At 61.0% G+C, this 26,816-nt stretch carries 15 protein-coding genes; 4 read left to right on the forward strand and 11 right to left on the reverse strand.

The window, feature by feature from the left end; all coding sequences use genetic code 11:
* On the forward strand, positions 1 to 433 hold a 433-nt coding region (locus VL130_RS17670; protein WP_325364994.1), incomplete at its 5' end, for a CAP domain-containing protein.
* 42 nt (positions 434 to 475) lie between these two features.
* Here VL130_RS17670 and VL130_RS17675 read toward each other — a convergent pair.
* From VL130_RS17675 to VL130_RS17695, 5 genes are all read right to left on the reverse strand, one after another.
* Entirely contained in the window at positions 476 to 1,927 is a 1,452-nt protein-coding gene (locus tag VL130_RS17675; protein ID WP_325364996.1) for a bifunctional 2-methylcitrate dehydratase/aconitate hydratase, read from the reverse strand.
* A 176-nt stretch (positions 1,928 to 2,103) separates the two neighbouring features.
* Positions 2,104 to 3,258: a bifunctional 2-methylcitrate synthase/citrate synthase gene (prpC, locus tag VL130_RS17680; RefSeq protein WP_325364998.1), complete on the reverse strand. Its 1,155-nt coding sequence runs from the start codon at positions 3,256 to 3,258 to the stop codon at positions 2,104 to 2,106.
* 11 nt (positions 3,259 to 3,269) lie between these two features.
* Positions 3,270 to 4,163: a methylisocitrate lyase gene (gene prpB / locus VL130_RS17685; RefSeq protein WP_325365000.1), complete on the reverse strand. Its 894-nt coding sequence runs from the start codon at positions 4,161 to 4,163 to the stop codon at positions 3,270 to 3,272.
* A 155-nt stretch (positions 4,164 to 4,318) separates the two neighbouring features.
* Positions 4,319 to 5,380: an aldose epimerase family protein gene (locus VL130_RS17690; RefSeq protein WP_325365002.1), complete on the reverse strand. Its 1,062-nt coding sequence runs from the start codon at positions 5,378 to 5,380 to the stop codon at positions 4,319 to 4,321.
* A gap of 194 nt (positions 5,381 to 5,574) precedes the next feature.
* Positions 5,575 to 7,932, reverse strand: a complete 2,358-nt coding sequence (locus VL130_RS17695) for a glycoside hydrolase family 2 protein (RefSeq protein ID WP_325365004.1) — start codon at positions 7,930 to 7,932, stop codon at positions 5,575 to 5,577.
* 214 nt (positions 7,933 to 8,146) lie between these two features.
* Between VL130_RS17695 and VL130_RS17700 the strand changes: the two genes are divergently transcribed.
* The 3 genes from VL130_RS17700 (at position 8,147) to VL130_RS17710 (ending at position 16,033) form a co-directional block, all read left to right on the forward strand.
* On the forward strand, positions 8,147 to 11,950 hold the full coding sequence (locus VL130_RS17700; protein WP_325365006.1) for a LamG-like jellyroll fold domain-containing protein: 3,804 nt from the start codon (positions 8,147 to 8,149) through the stop codon (positions 11,948 to 11,950).
* A 20-nt stretch (positions 11,951 to 11,970) separates the two neighbouring features.
* On the forward strand, positions 11,971 to 13,503 hold the full coding sequence (locus VL130_RS17705; protein WP_325365008.1) for a tetratricopeptide repeat protein: 1,533 nt from the start codon (positions 11,971 to 11,973) through the stop codon (positions 13,501 to 13,503).
* 196 nt (positions 13,504 to 13,699) lie between these two features.
* Entirely contained in the window at positions 13,700 to 16,033 is a 2,334-nt protein-coding gene (locus tag VL130_RS17710) for a TonB-dependent receptor (RefSeq protein ID WP_325365010.1), read from the forward strand.
* A gap of 91 nt (positions 16,034 to 16,124) precedes the next feature.
* Here the strand turns inward: VL130_RS17710 and VL130_RS17715 are convergent, their stop codons facing one another.
* The 6 genes from VL130_RS17715 to VL130_RS17740 form a co-directional block, all read right to left on the reverse strand.
* Positions 16,125 to 18,113, reverse strand: a complete 1,989-nt coding sequence (locus tag VL130_RS17715; protein WP_325365012.1) for a rhamnogalacturonan lyase — start codon at positions 18,111 to 18,113, stop codon at positions 16,125 to 16,127.
* A gap of 86 nt (positions 18,114 to 18,199) precedes the next feature.
* Positions 18,200 to 21,403: a family 78 glycoside hydrolase catalytic domain gene (locus VL130_RS17720; RefSeq protein WP_325365014.1), complete on the reverse strand. Its 3,204-nt coding sequence runs from the start codon at positions 21,401 to 21,403 to the stop codon at positions 18,200 to 18,202.
* Positions 21,404 to 21,532: 129 nt separating this feature from the next.
* Entirely contained in the window at positions 21,533 to 22,351 is an 819-nt protein-coding gene (locus tag VL130_RS17725; RefSeq protein WP_325365016.1) for a hypothetical protein, read from the reverse strand.
* A 181-nt stretch (positions 22,352 to 22,532) separates the two neighbouring features.
* Positions 22,533 to 24,014 carry a PepSY-associated TM helix domain-containing protein gene (locus VL130_RS17730; RefSeq protein ID WP_325365018.1) on the reverse strand — a complete coding sequence of 494 codons (1,482 nt, stop codon included), beginning with the start codon at positions 24,012 to 24,014 and terminating at the stop codon, positions 22,533 to 22,535.
* Between the two features lie 12 nt (positions 24,015 to 24,026).
* Positions 24,027 to 24,605 carry a hypothetical protein gene (locus VL130_RS17735; RefSeq protein ID WP_325365020.1) on the reverse strand — a complete coding sequence of 193 codons (579 nt, stop codon included), beginning with the start codon at positions 24,603 to 24,605 and terminating at the stop codon, positions 24,027 to 24,029.
* Positions 24,606 to 24,613: 8 nt separating this feature from the next.
* Positions 24,614 to 26,704, reverse strand: coding sequence for a TonB-dependent siderophore receptor (locus tag VL130_RS17740; protein ID WP_325365022.1), 2,091 nt, complete (start codon positions 26,702 to 26,704; stop codon positions 24,614 to 24,616).
* Positions 26,705 to 26,816: the final 112 nt, after the last annotated feature.

The raw sequence follows: 26,816 nt of genomic DNA on the forward strand, positions 1-26,816 counted from the left end.
GGGCCTCCTTGCCACCTCTCCGGAGGCTGCCCCACGCGGCCCGGAGGCCGATGTGCTGGCCATGATCAATGCCGAGCGAGTGCAGCACGGCTGCAAACCTCTGCGGGTCGAGGCACGTTTGTCGGAAGCCGCCGAGCGCCAAAGCCGTGGCATGGCGGAGCGCCATTATTTCAGCCACAATGCGCCGGATGGCTCGACGCCCGGCAAGCGGGTGAAGGATACCGGCTATGTCTATCAGATGGTCGGCGAAAATATCGAGATCAATTCCGACGATCCGGAAGCGGTGGTGTCGACCTGGATGAACAGCCCAGGTCACCGGCAAAATATCCTGATGTGTGCCTTCAAGGAAACCGGAATCGCGATGTACCAGGTGGATGAGGACGGAGCCTACTGGACGCAGGTCTTTGCCATGCCGCTGAACTGGGGGAAATGAATTTATACCTCCCCACCAGAGGTGGGGAGGTATAAGAAAGATTCAGATAACGTACAGATCGACATAGTCATTGACCGGCATGGCCTCCAGCGCCTGCTGATCGAGGCTAACCTTTAGAATGGCCGCCTGCTGCTTCGCCGGAAAACGACGCGCCAGATTGGTGCGGAACTTGGCTTCCAGCAAGGGGATGCCGTCGGCGCGGCGGCGCTTGTGGCCGATCGGGTATTCGACCACGATCTCGTCCAGCACCGTGCCGTCGTTCAGTTCCACGGCCAGGGCATTGGCGATACTGCGTTTGTCGGGATCGTGGTAATCGGCGGTGAAGGCGGTATCCTCGACGCAGGTGATCTTGTCGCGCAGGATATCGATGCGTGGATCAGCGGCGACCGCATCTTCATAATCGGCGGCGGTCAGACGACCGAAGATCAGCGGCACAGCGACCATATACTGGATGCAGTGATCGCGGTCGGCCGGGTTATCGAGCGGGCCCTTTTTATCGATGATGCGAATGCAGGCTTCGTGCGTGCGAATAGTGACGCGGCTGATATCTTCTGTCGTCTTGCCAAGTGCCGCCAACTTGTGATGCAACATCATGGCGGCTTCAACGGCGGTCTGGCTGTGGAATTCTGCCGGGAAACTGATCTTGAACAGGATCTGCTCCATGACGTAAGAGCCATAGGGCCGCTGGAATTTGAATGGCTGGCCCTTGAACAGGACATCATAGAAGCCCCAGGTCTTGGCCGTCAGCACCGACGGATAGCCCATCTCGCCTTTTTGCGCCATCAGCGCCAACCGGACGGCTCGGCTGGTGGCGTCACCGGCGGCCCAGCTTTTACGCGATCCGGTATTGGGCGAATGGCGATAGGTGCGCAGAGACTGGCCATCGACCCAGGCCAGCGACACGGCGTTGATGATCTCGTCGCGTGTCAGGCCCAGCATCTGCGCCACCACGGCGGTGGAAGCGACCTTGACCAGCACCACATGATCGAGACCGACGCGATTGAAGCTGTTTTCCAGCGCCAGACAGCCCTGGATTTCGTGCGCCTTGATCATGGCGGTCAGTACCGCCTTCATGGTGAGCGGCGCGCGGCCATTGGCGACGGCCGTGCGTGACAGCCAGTCGGCGACGGCGAGAATGCCGCCAAGATTATCCGACGGATGGCCCCATTCGGCCGCCAGCCAGGTGTCGTTGAAATCGAGCCAGCGGATCATGGCGCCGATATTGAAGGCGGCCTGGACCGGATCGAGCTGGAATTGCGTGCCGGGAACTTTTGCGCCGTTAGGCACGATGGTGCCGGGCACGATCGGTCCCAGCAGCTTGGTACAGGCGGGATAGTCGAGCGCTTCCAGCCCACAGCCCAGCGTATCGATCAGGCAGTTGCGTGCCGTTTCATAGGCGAGGCTGGAAGTGATTTCATAGTTCAGGACATAATCGACGATATCGGTGAGGACGGTATCGGGAGCGGGACGTTCGTTCGGGATGTGGGCGGACATGAATGTTTCCTGTTTCTCCTCCCTTGCAAGCCGCTTGGCGAAGCGGGGGAGGTGGCCAGCTTGTCTGGCCGGAGGGGGCAATACGGATGGAGCAAGGCCCCCTCCGCCTCGACGCGCTTCGCCTGATGGCTCCGCTTGCTCGGCACCTCCCCCGCTTTGCAGGGGAGGAGAAAGATTTACGGACGGTCTTTCAGGGCGACGAAGGGGCGATCTTCGGGGCCGGTATAGTTGGCATTGGGGCGGATGATCTTGCCGTCCTGGCGCTGTTCGATAATATGGGCCGACCAGCCGGCAGTGCGCGAAATGACGAACAGGGGTGTGAACATCTCGGTCGGCACGCCCATCATGTGGTAACTGACCGCCGAGAACCAGTCGAGATTGGGGAACATCTTTTTCGCATCCCGCATCACGCTTTCCAGCCGTTCGGCGATGTTGAACATTTTCATAGAGTTCTGTTCGACGGAGAGACGGCGCGCCACTTCCTTGATCACCACATTGCGCGGGTCGGAAACCGTATAAACGGGGTGACCGAAGCCGATGATGACCTCCTTGCGTTCGACGCGGGCGCGGATATCGGCCTCGGCCTCGTCCGGGTTGTCGTAGCGCTTTTGGATTTCGAAGGCGACCTCGTTGGCGCCGCCGTGCTTGGGGCCGCGCAGAGCGCCGATACCGCCGATGATGCACGAATAAAAGTCCGAGCCGGTGCCGGCGATCACGCGGGCGGCAAAGGTCGAGGCATTGAATTCGTGCTCGGCGTAGAGGATCAGCGAGGTGTGCATGGCGCGCACCCAGCTCTCCGGCGGTGGCTTGCCATGCAGCATGTGCAGGAAGTGGCCGCCGATCGAGTTGTCGTCGGTCTCGACCTCGATGCGCTTGCCATTATGGCTGAACTGATACCAGTAGAGCAGCATGGAGCCTAAGCTGGCCAGCAGTTTGTCGGCGATATCGCGCGCGCCCGGATGGTTGTGATCCTCGCGCTCTGCCGACTGGCAGCCGAGCACGGAAACGCCGGTGCGCAACACGTCCATCGGATGGGTGGAATAGGGCAGGCTTTCCAGCACAGCCTTGAGCGTGGCGGGCAGGCCGCGCAGCGACTTCAATTTAGTCTTGTAAGCCGCCAACTCGCTGATATTGGGCAGCTTGCCGTGGATCAGCAGGTAGGCGATTTCCTCGAATTCCGAGGTCGCCGCCAGGTCGAGAATGTCATAACCGCGATAGGCCAGGTCATTGCCGGTGCGGCCGACCGTGCACAGGGCGGTATTGCCGGCGATCTGGCCGGAAAGCGCCACGGATTTCTTGGGCTTAAAGCCAGTCGGTGTATCTCCGTCCATGAGGCATTTCCTTATCCGATTGTTCTATTTGTGTTGAACAGCGCGTCGAGGCGCTCTTCAAAAGCGTAGTAGCCGATGCGGTCATACAGTTCCTCGCGCGTCTGCATGGTATCGAGCACGTTCTTCTGGTGACCGTCACGGCGGATGGCTTCGTAGACGTTTTCCGCCGCCTTGTTCATGGCGCGGAAGGCCGACAGCGGATAAAGCTGGATAGCGACTCCGGCCGAGGCCAGTTCTTCGCGCGTGAACAAAGGCGTCTTGCCGAATTCGGTGATATTGGCCAGTACCGGCACCTTCACGGCATCGACGAAACGGCGATAGGTCTCCAGATCATAGGCGGCTTCGGCGAAGATGCCGTCGGCGCCGGCCTCGACACATTTGACGGCGCGGTCGATGGCGGCATCAATCCCATCGACGGCAATGGCGTCGGTGCGGGCGATCAGGAAGAAATCGGGATCGGTCTTGGCGTCGGCGGCCGCTTTCACGCGATCGACCATTTCGGCGGTCGATACGATTTCCTTGCCGGGGCGATGGCCGCAGCGTTTGGCGCCGACCTGATCCTCGATATGGCAGGCGGCGGCGCCGAACTTGATCAGCGACTTGACCGTACGTTCGATATTGAAGGCGGACGGCCCGAAACCGGTATCAATATCGACCATCAGGGGCAGATCGCAGACATCGGTGATGCGGCGGATATCGATCAGCACGTCATCGAGCGTGTTTATGCCGAGATCGGGCATCCCCAGCGATCCGGCGGCCACACCACCACCGCTGAGATAGATAGCCTTGTAGCCGGCGCGTTTGGCCAGCAGGGCGTGGTTGGCGTTGATGGCGCCTATGACCTGCAAGGGCTTTTCAGCGGCAAGGGCCGCCCGGAATTTCGCGCCCGCGGAAGCAATCGTCATAGAAATTTCCCTGTCTGTTTTCCGAGAGGTATCAATTGAAACCACTCAGGTCAAGCGTCAGGTTATTTACGCCCGCGTAAACCTTTGCGTCAAATCACGGGCGATTGATAGGGGGCAGGGAAGGAAGGGTATCCACAGATATCCGTACTCCGGAATTATCTCATGTCGAACGCGTAGGTCGTTTCCGATCGCCACGTTTCGCCAGGACGCAGAACGGTTGGCGGGAAATTGTCATGATGCGGGCTATCGGGAAAATGTTGGGCTTCCAGCGCGATGCCGGCGCCGGCTGGCAGGTGACGATGACGGGCATCGATCAGCGAGCCGTCGAACCCGCCAGCCGTATAGGCGATCAGGCCCGGTTCGGTGGTCGAAACAGTCAGGGTGCGGCCGCTTACCGGATCGTGCAGCACTGCCGCCGGTTTTCCATCCAGCACGAAGGTTTCATCGAGCGCCTGACCGCCATTGCTGATCGGCCGGGTCTTGCGCCAGTCCTGTTCCGTGCCGCCCACAGGGGCCAGTTCACCGGTCGGCAGGCGCAACTTATCGACCGGCAGGTAGTGGCTGGCGTTCAGCCGCAAGGTATGGCCGTAGACATCCCCGTTGCCGGCCAGATTGAAATAGGCGTGGTGCGTCAGGTTGATGACTGTCGGCCTGGTCGTGCGCGCCGTATAGGTCAGAGTCAGGCGGTTCTGGCTCAGGGTATAGCGCACGGTGACACCTAAAGCGCCGGGAAAACCATTGTCGCCATCGGGACTGACCAGCGAAAGCTCCACCCCGCAGGCCTCTGAACCCAAAGGTCTCACCGACCACAGGCGGCTGCCGAAGCTTTTCGCGCCGCCGTGCATGGTGACGCCACGCGCATTGCCGGGCAGGGGATAGGTCTGGCCGTCGATCGTGATTCCGCCGCTGCCCAGGCGATTGGCGAAGCGGCCGATCAGGCTTGAGAAATTGTCACGCTGTTCATAGGCGGCGAGGTTTTCCAGATTGCGCACAACATTGATCCGGTGGCCTTTGCTATCCGGCGCGTCGATATCGTGGATAATGCCGCCGAGACTGAGAACTGTGACGGCCAGATCGCCATCATCGAAACGATAGGCCTGGACCTTTTCGCCTGACGCCATGACGCCGAAATCGGATACAGTCAGTATGCAGCGGGCATTCGCCGCGCCGGCCAGTCCAAGCGAGAAAAGGAGGGCAGGAGCAATGAAGCGGATCATGTGGTGACGCCTTTCTCCACGCGCCGGCAAAAAAAAGCGGCCGTTTTGCGGAAGGGGCAAAACGGCCAATGTTCCATTCAGGGAAAGAGGAACGAAGAACAACGGGAGATCTCTTTTTAAGGGAAAAGTATGACAATTGTCAAGGTAAAAGTGATCGAAAGTGATAATTAGATGTTATTTTTGACTATACTTGATCATTTTGGTGAGGCCGTGAATGCCGCCGTACCGGATTTCAGGCCCGGCGCGCCAGCGGTGACGGTGATCGCGCCGCTGGTTTTATTGGCGCGCACCATGATCAGGGCCTGGCCATTCCAGCTCTTGCGCTCAGGGGAAGCGAAGGCCGTATGGTCGGTCGGATCACCGTTATCGAGCGCGGCCAGATCGCCCGCGCCGGTCACGGTCACCGAAAGCGGCACGCCGGCATTGGGCACGATCACGCCCTTCGCATCCACTAACTCAGCGCGCACGAAGCCGATATGGTCGAAGCCCGGCGCCAGGATTTTCGTTTCCGCGACAAGCCGTACCGATACCGGTACGCCGGCGGTTTGCAGGACGTTTTCGGCGATCTTTTTTCCGCCGGCGTTATAGGCCACGGCCTTGAGCGTGCCCGGTGCATAGTCCACCTGCCACACCCGCGCCGAAGCGTTGGCGTTGATCGGCTTGCGGCCCAGAGACTTGCCATTGAGGAACAGTTCGGCCTCTGGCGCGTTGGAATAGACCTCAACCGTTTCGCTGTGCGCCTCGCCATTGGCCGGCGTCCAGTCGGCGAAGGCGCCCGGCGTGGCGCGGCTTGCGGCCTGAGTAATCTCAGCGCCGACCGCGCCGGCATTGTCCTTTGTTTTCGCCACGCGACGGGCCATGCGGATCACCGGCTGTTCCGACCACCATGAGGCCCGCTCCCAGCCCACCGGCTTGACCACGCCGTCGCGGTCGATCAGGCCGGAGGGATTGGAGATATAGGGCCAGCCGGCGCGGTCGGCCTCACCGAGATAATCGATGCCGGTCCACAGGAACATGCCGCTGTAGGCCGGGTTGTCGCGTACAGATACCCACGGTCCGCGATCCTTGGTGTTCTCGGTGCCGATGATCTTGCGCGCCGGATTATCGGCGTGCGCCTTGGCCAGCTCATTTTCACGATAATTCTGTCCGACCACATCGAGCATGTCGGCCAGGCCGTTATCATAGTCATGGCTGACATTGGGGCGGAACAGCGCCTGGGTGACGGGGCGCGACGCGTCTTCGGCGTGGAAGACATCGCGCAAGCGGGCCAGGGTTGCCTTGGCGCTGACGGTATCGGGCGTATCGTGGATCTCGTTGCCTATCGACCAGATGACGACCGAGGGATGATTGCGGTCCCGGCGAACGAAATCACGGGCGTCCTGCGAAGACCAGTCGCTGAAGAACTGGTGGTAGTCCTGCGGGTTTTTCGCCACGGTCCATATATCGAAGGCTTCGTCCATGACGATAAAGCCCATGCGGTCGCACAGGTCGAGGAATTCCGGGCTGAACGGATGGTGCGCCGTGCGGATGGCGTTGACACCGAGGCTTTTCAGGATGGTCAGGCGGCGTTCATAAACCGACAAAGGCACGGCCATGCCGAACGCGCTGCCATCGGCATGGATGGCGACGCCCTTGAGCTTGAGATTGCGGCCATTGAGCCAGAAGCCGGACGCCGCCTCGAAGTGTGCCTCGCGGATGCCGAAGGTCTGATCGGTTTCGTCCTGCGCATCGTTGCCTGCGACGATACGCAGGTGGGCGGTGTACAGCGCCGGATCGTCGAGGTTCCATAGATGCGGGCGGGCAAGCGTGCCCGTCAGTTTCAGATCGCCGGACTGACCGGCGGCGATGGTGATCGGATCGCTTTTGAGTGTGGCGGCGACCTTGCCGTCCGGACCGGTCAGGGTGGCCTCGACATAGACGTTGCGCACTTCGCTGGATTGATTCTCGGTTCGCACCTGAAGCGCGATTTCCGCCTGGTCGGTGGTGACTTTCGGTGTGGTGATAAAAGCGCCATCGGCGGCGATATGGACGTCGTTCTGTGTGATCAAATGGACATGGCGGTAGATGCCGCCGCCAGCGTACCAACGTGACGCCGGCTGAGCGGATGTATCGGCGCGCACGGCGATAACGTTGTCGCCGTCTTGCAGATAAGGTGTCAGGTCGTACTCGAAGGCGGTGTAGCCCGATGGCCGGAAGCCGAGGTGATGGCCGTTGATCCAGACGCCGGATCGTTCCATCACGCCATCAAAGCGCACGGATACCTGCTGGCCCGCCGGCCGGATGAAATGCTTGCGATACCACACCACGCCGGTCGGCAGCCAGCCCCCGGAGCCGGTGGAAGGCGCGGCCTGGTCGAACGGTCCGCTGATTGCCCAGTCGTTGGGCAGGTCGACCTTGATCCAGCCGGCGTCATCCACCGCGATCTGTGAAGCCGCACCGGTATCGCCCTTGTGGAACAGCCAGCCGGCGTCGAAGTTTTCGGTGGCGGCGCTTGCGATGCCGGCCCAGAAAAGAACGGCGGCCGCGGCGCCGGTCAGCCAGAATTTACGCATTCGTCCAACCCCTGTGAATTTATGATTGCGGTGAGTCTTAACCGCGGCTCACGGCATCGGCAAGACTGAACTGCGTCATAATGCGTAAATATGATCGAAATTGAGCAAAAATGGCGCCGCGCTCTTGCGCTTTGCCAAAGCTGGGTTAAACATCGCTGTCAAATAAGAGCGCACCGGCCGGGGAGCGGGCGCGGGGAAACGTTCAGGATTTGCCATGACGATGCGTTCGCGCCGCCTTCTCCTCACCCTGACCGCTGTGTCAGGTCTGGCTTTCGGGTTCGCCGGGGTCACTCACGCCGCCGGACCGGATGGCCTGTTGTTTTCCCTGTCGGGCGACAAGGGGCTTGAGGCGGAAATCTCTGGCGGGCAAGCCGGACCAGTATTCGCTTCAGGCGCGAAAATAGCCGATGGTGAAACAGGCAAATACCTGTCGCTCGATGACAATCTGGCGCTGGCCTGGCCGGCGGCGGGTAATATCTATGCCCAGCGTGGTACGCTGTCCTTCTTCTTCCGGTCACGCGCCCCCCTGGGCCATACGCCGATTCCGGTTTTTCGCGTCGGCGCGGCCGACGGCACGAGCTGGGACATGCAGTTCCTGCGCATTGACTGGAACGGTCACGGCTTCGACGCCTTTGTCACCGATACCGGCCTGGCGCGATCTCGTGTGTCGTTCCGCATGGATACCATTCCGGCGGCGGACGAATGGGTGCATATCGCTTTCGCCTGGGATGAAACCCGCGGCGTACGGCTGTGGATCAACGGCAAGCCGGCGGCAAAACTCGATAAAAAGGCAGTGTACGATCAGGGCCTGTGGGGCTTCGGGCCATTCCAGCGCATCATAGCGCCCTGGCAGGTGCATTCGATGTATAATTACCGCCGCTCCGGCGATATCGACGAACTGCGCATCTACGACCATATGGTCAGCGATGCCGATGCCGCCGCTCTGGCGGCGCATCAGGCCCCGCAAACAGCGGCGCAGGCTACGACGTTTGACGATCCCAAGGTGCGTGACGACTGGTATCTGCGCTACGGCTGGAACCGGCCGGGTGACGCGCCGCGCTATCTCTCCGATCCGGTTACGGCTATCCGCAAGGTCGAATTCAGCCATACGCGCGACCTGAAGGAAAAGAATTTCAAGGGCGCCGATGGCATCCGCGAAACCACCTGGCCCGGCGTCTACAACCGGTCGCGCCTGCCGGGACGGCATGACTATTTCGAACTGCCTGACTGGAATGTTTATTCAGAGGGCGGCAAGACTTACACGCTCACCCTGCCGGACGAACCGTGGAACCACCTGGAAATCAACGGCCCTGCCTATGGCGAGGTCAGGCGCACAGCGGGCGATGGTCAGGGCGTGCTGTTCACCCGTCAGCAGGGGCAGGAACGCACGTCAAACACTCTGAAAAGCCCGCTGCGCGGTGGTGAGATTGAATTCGTCAACACGGCCCAGGAAACGCCCATCGAAGAAATCGGCGCCTATGATATCCAGGCTGGCGCCGTGCCGGAGGGCTACGCGATCCTGAGCTATACGGTCGATGCGCAGGCCGATCCGGGCTTTTATCCGGCGCTGACGGACCTGCGCGATCATATCGGCGGGCGCTTTTTGCCCGCCGAACGCGCCGAAGTGGTGGCCCTGCCGAAAGGCGCGCCGCGCCGGCCGGAGACTGACGCGGGTGCGGCTACCCTGCCGATTGTTCATGTGCTGATCCCCGGCGATTTCCGCTCGCCTTTGCCGGGCAGTCCGCCAACGCGCTTTTCCTACGGCTGGGAAAACCTCAATGCCGGGCTGGACGGCATCGCCATCGACCTGCCGGCTCTAAATTTACCGGCGACCCACAAGGGCTTGATCCCGCTCAATATCCGCGTCAAGGATCCGACCTGGCCCGACCGTGACCTGCTTGACATCAATGTCTCGGTGAAGCCCGATGAAGCGCGGACCCTGTGGCTCGATACGCGTGACCGCCTGCTGCCGGCGGGCACGAACCTCTACCTGACCATCGCCGCGGCTTCCGGTGGTTTTGACGCCAGGGCGCTGAACGGCATGGCGGTGCGGCTGATCTTCAAGCCGGCCGAAGCGGCCAAGCCGGAACACATCGCCGACCGGATGGAACAGGCGCGCGATAACCTGTCCTTCCTGGTCGAGGAACAGCCCAATATCCGTCTCTATCCGTTATGGGGCCGCTTCGAGCGCGATATCTCCGATGTGCTGCGCATAGATCCCGATAATAAAGACGCGCGCGCCTACTGGGTCGAGAAAAATCCGGAGCAGCCCTATGGCCCGTTCACGCAAAAAACGCCGCCGGAAGGTGTGCCGCTATGGGCCTTTCGCCAGAGCGAAGACCTGAAGCTTTACCGCCAGTTCGTTGACTGGTGGATCGATAACCGCCAGATCGAAAACGGTGAATTTGGCGGCGGCCTGTCCGATGACACCGATCTCGTCAATCAGTGGGTGCCGCTGGCCCTGATGGGGGTTGAGCCGGACAGGCTGATCCGGTCACAGCGCGCCGTGCTCGACGCCACCTTCGCCAATGGCATGTGGACTGATGGCCTTGGCCGGATTCGCGCCGACGAACTGCATTCCTACGAGGAGGGCATCAACGCCGTGGCGCAGGCGATGCAGATCGACTGGGGCAACCCGCAGGCGATCGAACGCGGCATGGCCGTGGCGCGCAACTACCCGCGCCTGATCCAGGCCAATGCCGCCGGGCATCTGCACTTCGTTTCGAGCTATTATTCCGGCAGCGATATCGACCGCGATGACAATCTCGGCTGGCAGCATCCCTACAGCCTGCTGGTCACCCATCCGGGTCTGCTGCTGGTGGATTATAATGGCGCGCCGCAGACAAAATCGCTGCTGCTCGGCCTGCTTGATGGCTGGATGGCGCACGGTACGCAGGATGCGCATGGCAACTGGCGTTTCCCGCGTGATATCGAATGGGCAACTGACGCAGCGCGCGACAATGGCGTCGACAGCGCCGCCAGCAATTTCTGGGCGGCCTGGACCTGGACCGGCGACAATAAATATCTGCGGCCGTTGCAGGGCGATATCACGCGCGGAAATCTGGGAGGACTGGCGGACCTCAACGCCGACCTGCTGACCCGGATGCCGGGCGGTGAAGCTCTGGCGCAAAAGGTGGCCGGTGGTGAAGTGGCCGCGGCAGGTGGCGCGATCGATCGCAATCTCGGCGGCATCACCGACAGGGATTTCGCCCGGTTCGTGCGCTGGCAGCGGACCGGCGACAACACGATTCTGGCCGATCTGTATGGCAAGGAGATCGAAGCGGTCACGCAACGAATGCCGGTGCTGACAACCGCCGAACTGTGGGTGGATCGCGTCAGTGTACCGAGCGACCTGCTGCAACGGACCCGTCTGGGCGGCGTGGCGCACCGGCGCAATACTTACTACCCCGGCAATCTGGTGAACTGGCGGTTTACGTCCGGGGCCGGGCCTGTCGATGGCGAGAACGTCGCTATTCTGATCCCGAAAGGCGATCCGAAGGCGTTCAAGGTCATCGCCTGTAACCTGACCGATACGCCCGTAACCGCCCGTATGACCGGTGCGCAACTGGCGGCGGGCGTCTGGACGCTGACCGGCCCGGCGGGCACGCGTCAGGTCAATCTCGAACGTGGCAGGACGGTCGATCTCGACCTGCCGCCGCATCAGACGATGACGTTCGATCTCAGCCTGACAACGCCGGGCGATGCGCCTTCGACGCGGGCCGATATCGGCCTGTCCACTGATGATATCGTCATAAAGGGCAATCGCCTGACGATCACCGTGCATAGCCTGGGCGCCAGACCGACGCCCGCCGGCAAGGCGTTGATAGAGGACGCGGCCGGTAATAGCCTTGCCAGCGTGTCTTTCCCCGGCCTGGCCGCGCCGCTCGATCTTATGCCGAAGACAGCCACGATCACGGCTGATCTGCCCGCGAAAGTCGCACGTGTGCGCCTGACGCTCGATGGCGATCCGGCGGAAGTTACCGACAGCAATAACCGTGCGCCATTGCCGGATATGTAATCTTAACAGAGGGGATATTCATGACATCGGCAAAATTCAGGCGACGGATCGGCAGTCTGATCCTTGTACTGGCGTTGTCGGGCGGTGGCGTCAGTTATGGCCAGACGCCGCAACAGACGACAGTCCCGCCGGCTGCCGATAACGCGCCGCCGTCGCAGACCGTCACCATCTTCGGCAAGAGGCGCCGGCCTGGCGATCCGACCCGCACCCAGCTTGATAACCGGTCTGCGGAGTCCTGCGGTTTCATGAACGGCTACGATCCGGTCAATGACGATGTGGTTCAGGACTACCTGCAATCCTTCTATGGCACGGATGACAACGCCAACCAGGCGCCCGATACCGACCAGACCGATCCGAACCTGCCCGGCAATCACTTCAAGGACACGGCGCCATTTGGTGATGCGTCGCAGGATAATGCCGCCAATACCAACACCCTGCCGGGTATGCAGGTCGGCGCCGGCGGCGCGGCCAATATCCCCGATCAGGCCGGGCCGTGCGGGCCGTCCGACAAGGCGTTCGCGGCCGGGCGCAATTTTATCGCCCGCCGGGACACGTCGCTGAAAGAGGCCTTCGCCGCGTTCGACGCCAGGGATTACCCGAAGGCGCTCGATCTGTTCCATAAGTCCTACACCAAGATGGGCTACGATTCCGCCGCCCTGATGGAAGGCAAGATGTACCTGGCCGGCATGGGCACGAAGGCCGATACGGCGCAGGCCATTTTCTGGCTGCGCAAGGTGACCGACGCGCGTTTCGGTCCATTGGATATTTTGCGGTTCAATCCGGATGATCCGACCTATATGAATACACGCGTCGACGCCGCCATGACCCTGGCCAAAATCTACACGGTTGGTTTGGGGGGCGCGCGCGACCCGCAGGCGGCCCGGCGCTGGTATATGAAAGCCGATGACTTCGGCTATATGCCCGCCACCCATACGGTGGGGCAGATATATGAATTTGGTTATGCCGGTGAGAAGAGCCTGTCCAGGGCTGTGCCCTATTACAGGAAGGCGGCGATCGCCGGCTATGCGCCTTCGATGTATGAAGTCGGCGAACTCTATCTCAGTGGCGGCGGCGGCGTGACGGCGGACCCGAAACTGGGAGCGCAATGGTTGCTGGAAGCGGCGAAACGCGGCCATGCCGATGCGCTCTATGCCGTCGGTAATATGTACGATCTCGGCGGTGTGCTGCCGCATGATGCGCAGAAGGCGGTAGTCTATTACAAGAAGGCGGCGCTCAAGGGGCAGGCGGATGCGCAGGACGCCATCGGACTGATGTTCTATACCGGCGAAGGAGTCGGGCAGGATTTGGCGGCGGCGCGCAAATGGTTCGATCTGTCCGCCCGTCAAGGCAATGGCGACGCCATGTTCAATCTCGGCGCCATGCTGGCCAACGGGCAGGGCGGAGGTAGAAATCTGATGCTGGGCTACGTGTGGCTGAAGCTGGCGCAGGAAAGCGGCGTCGACAAGGCCGGCCCGGCGGCGGCTGCGCTTGAAACGAAGCTCACCCCCGATGACCGCGCCAGGGCTGATGCGATCCTGAAACCGCCGGCGTAACTGATTTGATCAAATTTGATCATTTTGTTTATACGGAAATAGTATTTCGTGCGGGAATGCTGCGACTTTTTTGCAACAAAATCCGTCTATTGGCTGCGTTTGATCATTAAATCGAACAAATGCCAACGGAAGCTTTCGGCGGCTGCGTGAAAGACACATACGCATAACGATAAATTTCAATCAGGAAATGTCATAAATGTTCCCCCTGTCTTCGCCGTCTCGCCATCTGTGCCATGTCAGCCCAGTGGTGCTGGCCATCGCGGCGATTTTGGCGCCAGCCGTTCACGCGCAGACCTCGACCGATCCCGCCACCCAGCCAAAAACGGCCGAACCGGCAAAAGCAGGGGCAAGCACCACGCCAGCTCAATCTGGCGGCACAGACAGCGAAACGACCGTTATCACGGTGACAGGCCAGAAGCCGCCAATCCAGCACAAGGTTGACCGTGATGTTTATGACGTGACGCAGGACCCGGATGCCGCAACCGGCACGGCCAGCGATGTGATGAACAATGTGCCCGCCGTGACGGTCGATTCCGATGGCACGGTGTCCCTGCGCGGCAATTCCAACGTCCAGGTCTATGTCAACGGCAAGCCCAACGCCCAGATGCAGGGCGATAACCGTGGGCCGCAATTGCAGAGCATGTCGGCCGACGACATCGATTCGATCGAGGTCATGACCAATCCGTCGGCGGCGTTCGGTTCCGATACCGGCGGCGGCATCATCAATATCGTGCTGAAGAAGGGCCGGCATATCAGGCCGAAGACCTCGATCAATGTCAATTTGGGCAATGAGGGGCGCAGCGGAATCGGCTTCCGCTCCGGCACCAATATCGGCAAGCTGACGCTCAATGGCAGTGTGAATATCCGCAATGACAGCCGCAAATCCGGTTCGTTCAGCGACCGCACGCGTATCGATCCGCTGACTGGCAATACCCGCCGCAGCACGCAGGATAATCTCAGCAACACGCGCAACAGCAATATCTCCGCTAATCTGACCGGCGATTACGACCTGACCGACAACGACACCCTGACCGGCGAACTCAACTACTCCCGGCGCACCCAGTCGGGTTATACGGCCACGGAATACAACGACCTGGATTCTACCGGAAATATAACCTCCGACAACGCGCAGATGGGCAGCAATGGGGGGCAGACTGAAAATTCAGGCGCCAAGCTGACGTGGGAGCATCGCGGCGTCGAGGACGGTGAAAACTTCAAGATGCAGTTCGGTCACAGCCAGTCAGACCGGAGTAACGATCAGGATTATCAGCAGATCTATCATCTGCCGCAGCGTGACCTGTCGCTTTATGCCAGACGTGGCGCCACCGGCAACAGCATCGACGATTTCAGCGGCGACTGGACCCATCCGATGAAGAACGACACCCAGATCCAGGCCGGATGGGACATCGAGAAGACCCTCAGCGATATCTACAACTACCGCTCACTCAATCATGCCGCCGGTACGCCCGAACTGGCCAATCCGGTCTATACCAACCAGTTCAATGTCGATCAGACCATTTCGGCGGCCTATGTCACCTATCAGAAGGCCTGGGGCAAGCTGAGCGTCCAGGGCGGGATGCGCGTCGAAAACCTGCATGAAATATTGAATCAGGTGACTTCGGATGTCCAGGCCAGGATCGATTACGTCACCTGGAGTCCCAGCCTGTTCGCCATGTATAACCTGACGGACAAGGACCGCCTGAAGGCCAGCTACAGCCACAAGATCGTGCGGCCGGGCGCCAACCTGCTCAATCCTTTCCTGAATTACCGCGATGCGCAGAACATCAGTTCCGGCAATCCCTATCTGGATCCGGAGCAGGTCGAAAGTTATGAGGTCGAATATGACCATACTGCCCAGGCGCTGAACTATTCCGGGACGTTGTTTTACAAGACAACGCGGGATAATTTCGCGCAAGTTTCGAGCTTCCTGCCCAACCAGCCGGACGTGCTGCTGACGACCAGCGCCAATTCGGGGTCGCGCAGGGACACCGGCCTGCAATTCTCGGTCAACGGCAATATCGAGCGCAAGCTGCGTTACGGTTTGAACGGTGTGCTGGGCTATGCGGTGTCGGACTCCATCGACTATATCACGCATTTGCCGGTCCACCGCGAAAGCGGCAACTCCAACGCCAATCTCTACGCCCGCTACATGCCGGATACCCGCAACACCTTTGGCATCAATGTGCGCTACCGCGGACGGCAACTGACGACCCAGGGCTATCGCACCGGCACGACTATGCTCAACCTGTCCTACCAGCGGCAATTGATCCCGCAAAAACTGGTGCTTGATCTTAATGGCCGTGACGTGCTGAGCAGCGACACCTCGCGCACCATCACCAACACCAGCAATGTCCAGGCGATCAGTGAACGCTTCGATTACGGGGCCACCTTCATGCTGGGCCTGCGCTATACCTTCGGGCCGGTGAGCGCGCCGCGTCAGTCCGGTGACCGGCCCAGAGACGGGCAATGGCAGGGCCGTGGCAGAGGTGGACGCAGTGGTTTCGGTGGTGGAGACGAAAACGCTCAGTAAAGCAGCTATGGCTTCTATCCAAACCAGCCACTGAAAAAGCGCCGATCTGATGTGATCAGATCGGCGCTGCATGTTGGATGGTCATATCACGTTATTTCTGCGGGCTGACGACCTCGACCTTTGGCCTTTTGGGCGTGGTCATGCCTTCGCCCAGGTAAAAGTCCGTATGCGGCGGCTGATTATAGGCCGTATTCTGCCAGGCGATCGAGGCGCGATATTGCGGATCCTGCATCAGGGTGACGACGCCGTAGGTAGTGGGGATCGGCGTCGAGTAAATGCGCAGTTCGCGGCTGTCGGCGCTGCGCCAGATGACTTCTTCGCGCCAGTCGCCCAGTATATCCGCCGACAGGGTAGGGTTCGACTTCGTGCCGTTGTTGGACATCATGCCTTCGGCCACCAGCAAGGGCTTTGTCGTCGAGGTCTGCCAGTCCCATTTCGAAATTGTGTTGCCGTCCAGCAGCTCGCGTAGCAGGTCGCCATCCCACCAGACGGCGAAATTGGTCTGGCGCGGACCACGTTCGGCAATGGCTTCGCCCTTGATGTTGTAGAGTTGCGGCGAATTGCTGCCCCACACCTCGTCACCGAGATAGCGCGGATCGATATCGGCGGAGAGGCCGCGGCCGGTATCCTTTTCGGCGTGTTTTTCCCACAGGATTTCGCCGGTGCGGGCGTCGAGCAGGGCCGATCCGATATTGCCGTTGTTCTTCATTTCCTCGTGGACGCCGAACTTCTCCAGACCGGGGCGCGAGGGATCGAGATCACCGACGTGCATGGCGTCGCCGTGGAACAGTTTGGCCGTCCACAAGGGCTTGCCGTTATCATCGAGCGCCATAGACCCGTTGATGATTTCATCGCGGCCATCGCCATCGACATCGGCGATGCTGACCTGGTGGTTGCCCTGGCCGCTATAGCCTTCCGGCACGCCCGCCGCCTTGGAATCGAAGGTCCAGCGCAGGGACAGCTTGCCATCGCGGAAATCGTAGGCGGCTTCGGTGGTGCGGCCGTAATAGCCGCGGATCATCACGGCCGACGGATGCACGCCATCGAGCCAGGCGGTGCCGGCGATATAGCGCTCCGAGCGGTTGCCATAGGCGTCGTCCCAGACGGCCTTCATCGTCTCCGCCGTATCGGGCATCCCTTCGGGGGCGCGTGGTGGCCAGTAGGGCACGGTATCCATGACGGCGCCGGTCTGGCCGTTGAAAACGCTTAAGTATTCCGGCCCCTTGAGGATACGGCCCTGAAGCTGGGCCATCAGCTTGCCGTCAGACGTCTGAACCGAACCGGTGCGGTCGCGCACCTCCGTCTCGCCGCCATCGCTGACCCAGTTGGCCTTTGGATCGCCAATGACCTTGCCCTGGCCGTCTACCGTCCCGTCGGCGGTCTTCACGATCATCTCGGCCTTGCCGTCACCATCATAATCGGCCACCTGGAACTGGGTGTAGTGGGCGCCGGCGCGTATATTCGGCCCCATATTGATGCGCCACAGCTTCTTGCCGTCCAGCGTGTAGGCATCGAGGAAAACCGGGCCGGTATAGCCGCCCTGACTGTTGTCGTGGCTGTTGGTCGGGTCCCATTTCAGGATGATCTCGTAACGGCCGTCTCCGTCGAGATCGCCAACGCTGGCGTCATTGGCGGTGTAGCTATAGGGCTTGCCGTCCGGGGTCACGCCGTCCGCCGGCTTGTCGAGCGGGATTGACAGGTAACCATTGCCCCACACCTTGGCGGGGGCGAGGACGCTTTTGGTTTCCTTGCCATTCAGCACGGTCGAGACGGTGTAGGTCGAGCTTGCCGTGCCCGCCTTGTCGAGGAAATTACTGATCTTCCGGATGGGGGTTGCGTTTATCTTCCGGCCATCGCGATAAAGATTGAAGGCCGTACCGTCCGGATCGTTGACCACCATCCGCCAGGTCACCAGCACGCCGCCGTCGGCCTTGACGGCGATTGTGCCGCGATCAAGTTTTTCCATATGGCGGGCGGGGATTTCGGCCGAAGCTGTGCCAAGGCCCGCGGTCAGGGCGAACAAGGCGGTTGAAACCATAAGCGAAAAGGCTTTGCGACGGATAGGCTTGATATATGACATGAACGGCTCCCTCTGCTGTATATGGCGTTAAACGGCATATATCTAAAGATCAGTCGTTAAAAGTCAAATTTACGCAAAATTATTCACTATCGATCATTTCTGAAGCGATAACTGCCGGAACCGACCTCAAAACTGACCTTGTCGTTGTCGCGGTGCAGATTGCGGATGTCGGCGTGACCATCGAGCAACTGGCCGCCTTCACGCCACATGCCTTCGGGCAGGATGACCTCGGCCGTGGCATTGGGCGGCACGGTCAGGTCGTAGCGCTTCAGGCCGCCGGCATCGCCTTCACAGCGCCCGGCCATCCGGCCCAGGCACGAGTCATAGGTGGCGCTGACGGTGCCCGCCTTCGGTAAATAGATCGGTTCGGCGCGCAGGGTGCGGAAACCGGCCGAAGCAGGCGTCAAACCGGCCAGACGGCGGTACATGAAGCCGCAGACCGCGCCATAGGCATAGTGGTTGTAGCTGTTCATCGCCAGATCGCCGGTATCGCCGTCCCAGCGTTCCCACATGGTGGTGGCGCCGTGCAATGGCATGTAGCCCCAAGACGGCTTCCCGGTTTGCAACAGAAGCCCGGAGACGACTTCCAACTGGCCGGTATCGGCCAGGGCATCGAGCAGGTAGGGCGTGCCGAGGAAGCCGGTCGAAAGCTTCATGCCGCGGCCCCGGATCTCGTCGGCCAGCACTTTCGAGGCGCCGGCGATGCGATCGGCGGGCACAAGGTTGAAATGCAGGGAAAGCACCTGCGAGGTCTGGCTGCCATTGCCGGCCTTGCCGTTGGCGTCGATAAATTCCCTGGCATAGGCCGCGCCGATTTTGGCGCGCAGGTCGCTGTATTTCGCCGCCAGATCGGTGCGGCCTGTCGCCCTGGCCATGTCGGTCATCAGGTCGGCGCAATAGGCCCAGTAGGCGGTGGCGCAGAGGATGCGCGGCGTTGTTTCGTCGTCGGGCTTGACGGCATCGACCGACAGCCAGTCGCCGAGATCAAGCCCGCGTTCGTGACGCCAGATATAGTCCGGATTATGCCTGAGCAGGTAATCCATCCAAGCCGTCATGGCGCCCCAGTTCTCGTTGACCACGGCGGTATCGCCATAGCGCTTCCACAGGGTCCACGGCAGGATGACGCCAGCCTCCGACCAGCCCGCCGTCACGATATCGGGGAAGGACAGGGGCTGCGGCACGACGATCGGGTAGGCGCCCTCGGGCGTCTGGGCGGCGCGCACCTCGGTGAGGAAGCGGCGGATAAACGGATCGGCCTCCATATTAAAGGCGGCGGCATCGAGGAAGACCTGGATATCGCCCATCCAGCCCATGCGCTCGTCGCGCTGCGGGCAATCGGTCGGCACGGCGAAGAAGTTGGAGCGCTGGCTCCACATGGCGTTATTCCAGAACTGCTGGATCAGCGCCGAGTCGAACTTCATGTCACCGGTCACTTTGCAGGCCGTGGAGATGACTATGCCCTCGATATCGGCCGCTTTTGGCACGCCGGGATAGTTCTCGACCTGGACATAGCGGAAGCCGTGATAGGTGAAATTCGGCTCGTAGGTCTCGCCCTCTGTATCGCCGCGCAGGATGTAGTGGTCTTGGCACTTGGCCATGCGCAGATTGGCCTGATCGACCTCGCCATCGGCCTTGAGGTATTCTGCGAATTTCAAGGTGATGGTCTCGCCGGCCTTGCCTTTGGCGGTCAGGCGCGCCCAGCCGGCGAAGTTCTGGCCGAAATCGAAGACGTAGACGCCCGGTTTAGGCTGAGTGATTTTCGTGGCGCGGCGCTTGCCGACCGGCACCAGCAGCGGACTGGTCTGGGCAAGGATGCGCGTCTTGGGCGTTTCGCCGATCCTGACAGCGGGCCAGGTCTGTTTGAAGCCGGGCATATCCCAGCCCGGCGTTTCCAGACGGGCATCGTAGACCTCGCCATTATAGATTTCGGAGGTGACGATGGGGGATTGTCCCACGCGCCAGTTCTCATCGGTCACGATCCACTCGGACGTGCCGCCAGCATAGTCGAGCCGGAGTTGCGCCAGCAGACGGCGCGGTGCGGGGCCAAAGCCGTAGCGCTCCAGTCGCCAGCCAAAGGCGCCGGCATACCAGCCATCACCGACCGTGACGCCGAAGGCATTTTCACCGGTACGGATCAGCTTCGTGACATCGAAGGTCTGGTAGAAGATATGGTCGCGGGCCACGCTAATTTCGGGCGACAGACGGGCCGGTGACACGCGCTCGCCATTGAGATGGGCATCATAGGCGCCTAGCGCCGTGGCATAGAGGCGGGCACTGATAACCTTGCCTTTCGGCGTGAAGCCAGTGCGCAAAAACATGGCGGGCTCGGCCGGACGCGGATCGTTCTGGACGTCGGAGCCGGATTTCTGCGCATGATACCAGCCGCTGGCGTCGAAATCGGCTTGTGTCCATTCTTTGGGTGGCAGGGGGCACACCTTCCAGTTCAGATCGCTGACAAAGCGCTTTATGCTGCCATCGGCCAGATGGAGCCGGATCAGCGCCGCAAAGGCGCCGCCATCGACCGGAAAGAAGCCGGTGGTCTCGGCCTGGACCAGCACGCAGACGCTATTCCGGCCGGGCGCGAGTTTGGCAGGCACCGGCACCAGCGTCCCCCAGTTGGGCACCGGCTGATCGGGCAGGGGTAGGGTTTCTTCATTGGCCCAGACGCCCCTGATCCAGTCCTTGCCGGCGATCAATACCTCAGCGGATGTAAGGTTGGCCGGCGCATCGAAATCGAGCCGGAAGGCGTGCAGCCGGTCATCGAGCGCCTTGGGCGACCAGATCCATTGCAGGGCGGCGGCACGATCACCGGCGGCGAGGTTGTCCTCGGCGATGATCCATTGCGCCCGCCAGTCGGCCGGATCGAGCAGGCCGGTCTCGAACCAGGTGGCGGCGGTAGCTTTGCGGCCTTCATTGTCGGTGATTTCGACCGACCACCAGACGCGTTGCATCGATTTCAGCGCCGCGCCCTTATAGGCGATATCGAAGCAATCACTGGCAGTGATGACGCCGGAATCCCACAGGTCGGCCTTTGAGGTATCGGGTGTCGAGGCGGCACGGATACGGTAGCTCGTCTGCATCAGGCCACGCTCCGGACCGGTCAGCCGCCATGACAGGCGCGGCTCGCGGATCTGTGTGCCGAGAAGCTCGGTCGTCTGTTCCGCCCGGAGGTCGGTGACGCCAAAGCGGGCTTTTGACGGGGTTTGAGCAAGGGCGTCCGATGCCGATGTGGCCACAGCCGCCGTCAGTCCGGTCGCGGCGAGGAAATGACGTCGGTTGAGCTTGGGCATCGGGTGTTTCCTGCTTATGATCTATATATAATACATCATACCTATGCCATAGTTTTGATCTGATCAAACAAAAAAGCCGGAACTGGATGTCTCCATCCGGCTCCGGCGATTGTGCAGGCGATCGAGAGGTTAGTAATTGTCGCGCAGCCTGCCGCCAAGCGCGGCCGAGACGGAAGCGATAAAGGCGCCGACCAGCAGGGAAATGCACAGGGCCATATGGAAAGCGGCCATCGCCTTGCGGGTGGCTTCGGCGGCGTCCAGCGCCTTGGCCTTGGCGGCATCGACCTGAGCCAGAGTGGTGTTGACTCTGGCCTCGGCGGCGGTTTGCGACAGACCGGTGCGGGCGGCCACTTGTGAGGCCAGATAGGCGCGGTCAGATGGCGGAATGACGCCGGTTTTTGCGCCATTGGCCAGGATGCGGGTGGTTTCGGCGGTGACATCGGTCGTGGTAGTGGCCGTGGATGTACGGTAGAGGGTGTCGGCGTAATAACCGAGATCATCCGAACTGGCGGCAGCCACGGTTGCACCGGCCTGAACGCCGGCGTTTACCGCGCCCATAGCCACGCAGGCGGCGAGCGCGAAGGTGAACAGGGTGGCGACGGCCCAGGCGAGGAAGCCATGCGCCGTATCGCGGAAGAAGACTTCATCACTGTGGGTATCCGCCCATTTGACGCGTAACCGGCCGGCTATATAGCCGCCAACGCCGGAAGACGCCCACTGCATGATGACAAGCCAGATGGCCATCCCGGCGGTGAAGGTAATCAGACTGCTGCCGGGCGTATAGGCGGAGGTGGAGGCGAAACCTAGCGCCGAGCCAAGCGGCAACAGTATCGCGGAAATCGAGGCTGCCGCCGCGGCGCCGCCGAGGATCGAGGCCCAGTGGATGCCGGATTTTGACGATTCGAGGTTGGGGCCATCGGTCGGGGTGATTGGATCGGGGAGTGCCATTCTGTGCCCTCGGATCAATGAAACAGAAGGGCGAGAATAATGATGACGGGGATAGGAACCCCCAGCAGCCACAACAGAATACCTTTACCCATAGGAACCTCCCAAGATTGAATGTTGATTCAGGGATAGGGCAGGTTTCATCGGGTCTAAATGCCGGAAATGCCAGTAAACTGTAATAAAGTCATAAACTTGAAGAGAGTTTCCGGCCTTGCCGCCAGGTCAGACTGACGGTAATCGCCGCCAGAATGAGCAGGGTCAGGTTAAGGCCAAGCGCGGTCTGCGAAAAGGAGGCCGCGCCGAAGCGAACCACATGTCCGGCCACCAGCGCCAGCAGCGATCCGGCGAAGACATAGCGTCCGATTACCGACAGGCGGGTTTGTGAGGTCGCCAGCAAGCCGACCAGCGAAAGCGCCACGGTCAGGCCCCAGAAGACCGGCACGAAGGGGAGGACGGCGGTAATCGTCGTCAGGGTGGCGATGGCCATGGCCGTCGGCACGGCCCAGACGAAGCCGGTCCAGACCTTGTGCAGGCGCGGATAGGGGCGGCCCTTCTGCGCGGATTTGAGCAACCAGATATCCATGCCGGTGGTGCAGATCAGGCAAAGCCCGGCGCCGAGAATGACATAGGCCCAGCGCACCCAGATGCCGCCGAAATTGCCGAAATGCAGGCGGTATATACTGGCATAAACCTGCTTGCCGGCGGCGCCATCGGACAGGTGGAGCTGGTCGACAAGATTGCCTTTGCCGTCAAATTCCCAGGTATCGCCATAGACCAGCCGGTTTTCGATTTCGGCATAGACGGTCAGGCTCTCATGATCGGTATTGAGATTGTTGATGCTGATGAAGTTGGGGTGTGCGTCAGGATGGGCCTGGCGCAGGGTCGTGACCGCCTTGATGAAGGCCGCGCCGGAAACCTGGCCCTCGGCGGTCTTGGCGGCAATATCGGGATAGATCGAGGCGAAGGCCTTGAGCGTGTCGCCGCCGTAAAAGGTCAGAGCGGTGATCAGCACCAGGACCTGCGACAGGCCGATCAGCGCGCCGGTCAGGGCGATGACGATGTGAAACGGCGACGCCCAGACACCGATTCGGTTATGCAGGTCGCCGCGGTTGACGCGCGGCGTGCCGTTGAGGCGCCACAGGAAGGCGTCTTTCAGGATGCGCGGATGGGCCAGCAGACCGCCGATGATCAGGGCCAGCATGGCGATGCCTGTGATGCCGACCACGATCAGGCCAAGGGTTTCTGGCAGGTGCAATTGGGCGTGCAACTCGGTCATGCCGTGCGTCGCCGGGTGTTCGCCCGGCACGCTGAAGCGTCCCTGCTGGTCATAGACGCGCACATCCGCTTCGCCGCGCTGTAGCACCAGTCGCGGATAATCCTGTGTCGGGGCGGTGATATAAAGCTCGGTCTCTTTATTATCGTTGGGGATACGTGAGCGCATGTCCGTCAAAGCGGCCGCGACAGCCTCCGGGCGGAAGTCCGGGCTCTCGGCGGCATTGGCCGTCTCCCAGCGCTCCAGGTCGATGTAGAAGACCGTCGCCGTGCCTGACAGGCAGATCAGATACAGGATAGCAGCGGTGGCCAGGCCGAGGATCTTGTGGCCTGTCAGGTTCTGCGCCACGAAGGCGGCGGAGACTTTTGGCCAGAGGGTGCGCGATTTAGTCATGATAATTCTGGCTTATCCAAACAATCCGGGCAGGAAAATGAGGCCTGCGGCAATGACGCTGACCGCCGTCAGACCGCCAAACGCGCGATAGGGGCGGCGGCTGGCCAGCTGGATAACCAGACCGGCCGTCATGGCCAGCATGGCGACAATCGCCAGCCCCATCAGACGGTCAGCCTCATCGCCCGGCACATAGGCGCGCCATAGAAGGCCCGCCAGCATACCGAATACAGGCACAACCAGAAGGGAACCAGCCAGACGAATGGTCGCGCGGCCCCAGTATCCCTTGCCGAGCGCCAGCCCGTCGGCTTCGGTTTCGCGCACGGGCTGAACCTTGGCGGGCTTGCCAAGTAGGGCAAGACCCTGTCGGGCGAGTATGGCGCAGGCGAGGACCATGACCACGACCGAACCGAGCGCCAGCCCTTGATCGGTGTTGGTGCTGACCATCCAGAGGCCGAGGCCGAGGCAAAGCAGCGCCCAGCCGGCGGGCAGCCCCCAGCGCCACAGGCCGGCGCGGACGCCCCTGCGCCGCCAGGTCAGGAAAATGGCCAGCAGCCCCGACAGGGACAGAAGGCTGCCAATAAGCTGCGCCACGATCATGATCAGAACATATAGTCGAGCGTCAGCATGTAGCTGGTTGGCGCGGCATAGAAGGCCTGATCCCATTGCAGGCCGCCGAAATACTTCTCATCGAAGGCGTTCTTGATGTTCAGGCTGGCGCGGATGCGATCCGCCACGCGGAAACTGGCCATCAAATCAACCACGGAATAGGCGTCCTGGGTGAAGGGGCCGTAGCTGTAGGTCGAGACCTCGCTCTGCCAGCGCCAGGCAGCGCCCAGCTTCAGGTCGCGCAGTTGCTGGATGCCATAGGTGGTGGAGAGCTTGAAGGTCTTGCGCGGCAGATAGGTGCGCACGTCATTGCCGTCGCGGTCCTTGATCGACAGGCTGGTCCAGCCGCCATTGACGGTCCAGTTCGGCGTAATCTTACCGGCGACTTCCAGTTCGTAACCTTCGACGAAGGTATCGATACCGGCATAATAGCTGTCAATTGAATTGGGGATGGTGCCCGCCCATTCAGCCAGACCATACTGCTCGGATTTGAAGACGGACGCGGTGGCGTAAAGGCGCTTGTCAAACCATTCGGATTTGACGCCCGCTTCGTAGCTTTTACCCTGGGCGGCATCGAGGCGAACGCGATTGATGTCCGATTCGGTCTGTGGATTGAAGATATCCGAATAGCTGGCGTACAGCGACACATTGGCGTTTACGTCATAGACAGCGCCGACATAGGGGCTGATCTTGTCTTCCGAGCGGCCCTGACCGGCGCCGTAAGATATGCCTGTGGCCTTCAGATTGAGCGCGTTGAACCCGACGATGCCGGTCAGCTTGTCGGTGACATTCAGATGGATGGCGCCATAGGCGCGGGTGGTGTCGGTTTTGATCTGTTCCTGCAAAACGAGCGCGCCATAGGCCGGTTCTGCTGGCGGCGTGATGCTGCCGCCGAGTATGGGCGCATAAGAGGTTGCGCCGCCTTCGCCTTCCCATTTGTAGGCGGAGGAATGGGTAGAGTTGACGCCGAAAACCACCTGATGTTCGCGGCCGAACAGGCTGACATCGCCGCTGGCGACAACATCGAACATATCCTGCTTGAGAATCGACGGATATATTGCGGTGTAGGCAGGCACACCGAGGCCGGTCACCGGGTCTGGACTGCCCCAGGGGTAGAGCAGCTTGGCGTCTTCATCATAGGATTTGCGCGTATAGATGCCCTTGATGGTCCAGCCGTTATCGAAAGCGTAGGACAGTTCACCGAAGGTCTGGTGGTCATGGCTGTTCCAGTAGGTCCACGGCGCCGCCGAACTGGCGGATACCGGGTAACTGATCGGCGTACCATCGGTGAAGTTCAGCGGCAGGGCGCCCCAGCTTACGCCGTCGGCCAGGTTGTCCTGCTGCGAATAGCCGGCTGTTGCTTTCAGTTTCGGGGTGATGTCCCAGGAGAGGACGCCGTAATAGACGCTGCGGTCAACGCCATAATAATCGAGATAGGAGTCCGTGTTGGTGCGGGCGTAGACGAAGCGGCCGGCGACGGTGCCGTCTGCGTTCAGCGGCCCGGAGACATCGGCGGTCAGGCGCACATTATTCCACGAGCCGTAACCGGCGGTGACGTCGGCCTGGAAGGTCCTGGTCGGGCGCTTGCGGATATAGTTGATGACGGCCGACGGATTGCCGGTGCCGGTCATTATGCCGGTGGCGCCGCGAATGGCCTCGATGCGGTCGAACAGGGCGGTGTCGAGCGCGCCCACTTGCAGGCCCCAGTCCAGCGGCTGGCCGACGCCATCGACCTGGAAGTTGAGGATATCGAAGCCGCGCGAATTGTAATAGGTGCGATCAGTTTCATCGGCCTCGACATTGATGCCGGGAATGGTGGCCAGAAGCTGGTTGGCGTCGGAAAGGGCGAAGTCCTTGATCTGGGCGGCGGTGACCACGGTGACGGATTGTGGCGTTTCGCGCAAGGACAGGTCGAGGCCTGTGGCGCCGGCAGACCCCTTGATCACGCGTTTGCCGATAATGACAACTTCCCTGACCTCACTGTCAGCGGCGGGGGAATCGGCGAAAGCGGCAGTGCTGGCCATGACGGCGAGCAGGGATGTCGCCGTCAGGAGCGCGCGGAGACGGGGGCGGGAAACGGACATGCGGAACCTCAAATGATAATGCGAATTATTTTCAATGAGGTGGTATTAGGCAGGCTGTTTCGCCCTGTCAATCAATAATGCGAATAATTCGCATATTCTGGATGATTTGCGA

The organism is Asticcacaulis sp., assembly GCF_035497195.1.
Classification (GTDB): domain Bacteria; phylum Pseudomonadota; class Alphaproteobacteria; order Caulobacterales; family Caulobacteraceae; genus Asticcacaulis.

What these genes read in the sequence shown, in the direction of transcription:
- VL130_RS17725 (WP_325365016.1), bottom strand. Translation starts at nt 22,351, where the DNA reads ATGGCACTCCCCGATCCAATCACCCCGACCGATGGCCCCAACCTCGAA.
- VL130_RS17690 (WP_325365002.1), bottom strand. Translation starts at nt 5,380, where the DNA reads ATGATCCGCTTCATTGCTCCTGCCCTCCTTTTCTCGCTTGGACTGGCC.
- VL130_RS17695 (WP_325365004.1), bottom strand. Translation starts at nt 7,932, where the DNA reads ATGCGTAAATTCTGGCTGACCGGCGCCGCGGCCGCCGTTCTTTTCTGG.
- VL130_RS17715 (WP_325365012.1), bottom strand. Translation starts at nt 18,113, where the DNA reads ATGTCATATATCAAGCCTATCCGTCGCAAAGCCTTTTCGCTTATGGTT.
- VL130_RS17675 (WP_325364996.1), bottom strand. Translation starts at nt 1,927, where the DNA reads ATGTCCGCCCACATCCCGAACGAACGTCCCGCTCCCGATACCGTCCTC.
- VL130_RS17705 (WP_325365008.1), top strand. Translation starts at nt 11,971, where the DNA reads ATGACATCGGCAAAATTCAGGCGACGGATCGGCAGTCTGATCCTTGTA.
- VL130_RS17720 (WP_325365014.1), bottom strand. Translation starts at nt 21,403, where the DNA reads ATGCCCAAGCTCAACCGACGTCATTTCCTCGCCGCGACCGGACTGACG.
- VL130_RS17710 (WP_325365010.1), top strand. Translation starts at nt 13,700, where the DNA reads ATGTTCCCCCTGTCTTCGCCGTCTCGCCATCTGTGCCATGTCAGCCCA.
- VL130_RS17740 (WP_325365022.1), bottom strand. Translation starts at nt 26,704, where the DNA reads ATGTCCGTTTCCCGCCCCCGTCTCCGCGCGCTCCTGACGGCGACATCC.
- VL130_RS17700 (WP_325365006.1), top strand. Translation starts at nt 8,147, where the DNA reads ATGACGATGCGTTCGCGCCGCCTTCTCCTCACCCTGACCGCTGTGTCA.
- prpB (WP_325365000.1), bottom strand. Translation starts at nt 4,163, where the DNA reads ATGACGATTGCTTCCGCGGGCGCGAAATTCCGGGCGGCCCTTGCCGCT.
- VL130_RS17730 (WP_325365018.1), bottom strand. Translation starts at nt 24,014, where the DNA reads ATGACTAAATCGCGCACCCTCTGGCCAAAAGTCTCCGCCGCCTTCGTG.
- prpC (WP_325364998.1), bottom strand. Translation starts at nt 3,258, where the DNA reads ATGGACGGAGATACACCGACTGGCTTTAAGCCCAAGAAATCCGTGGCG.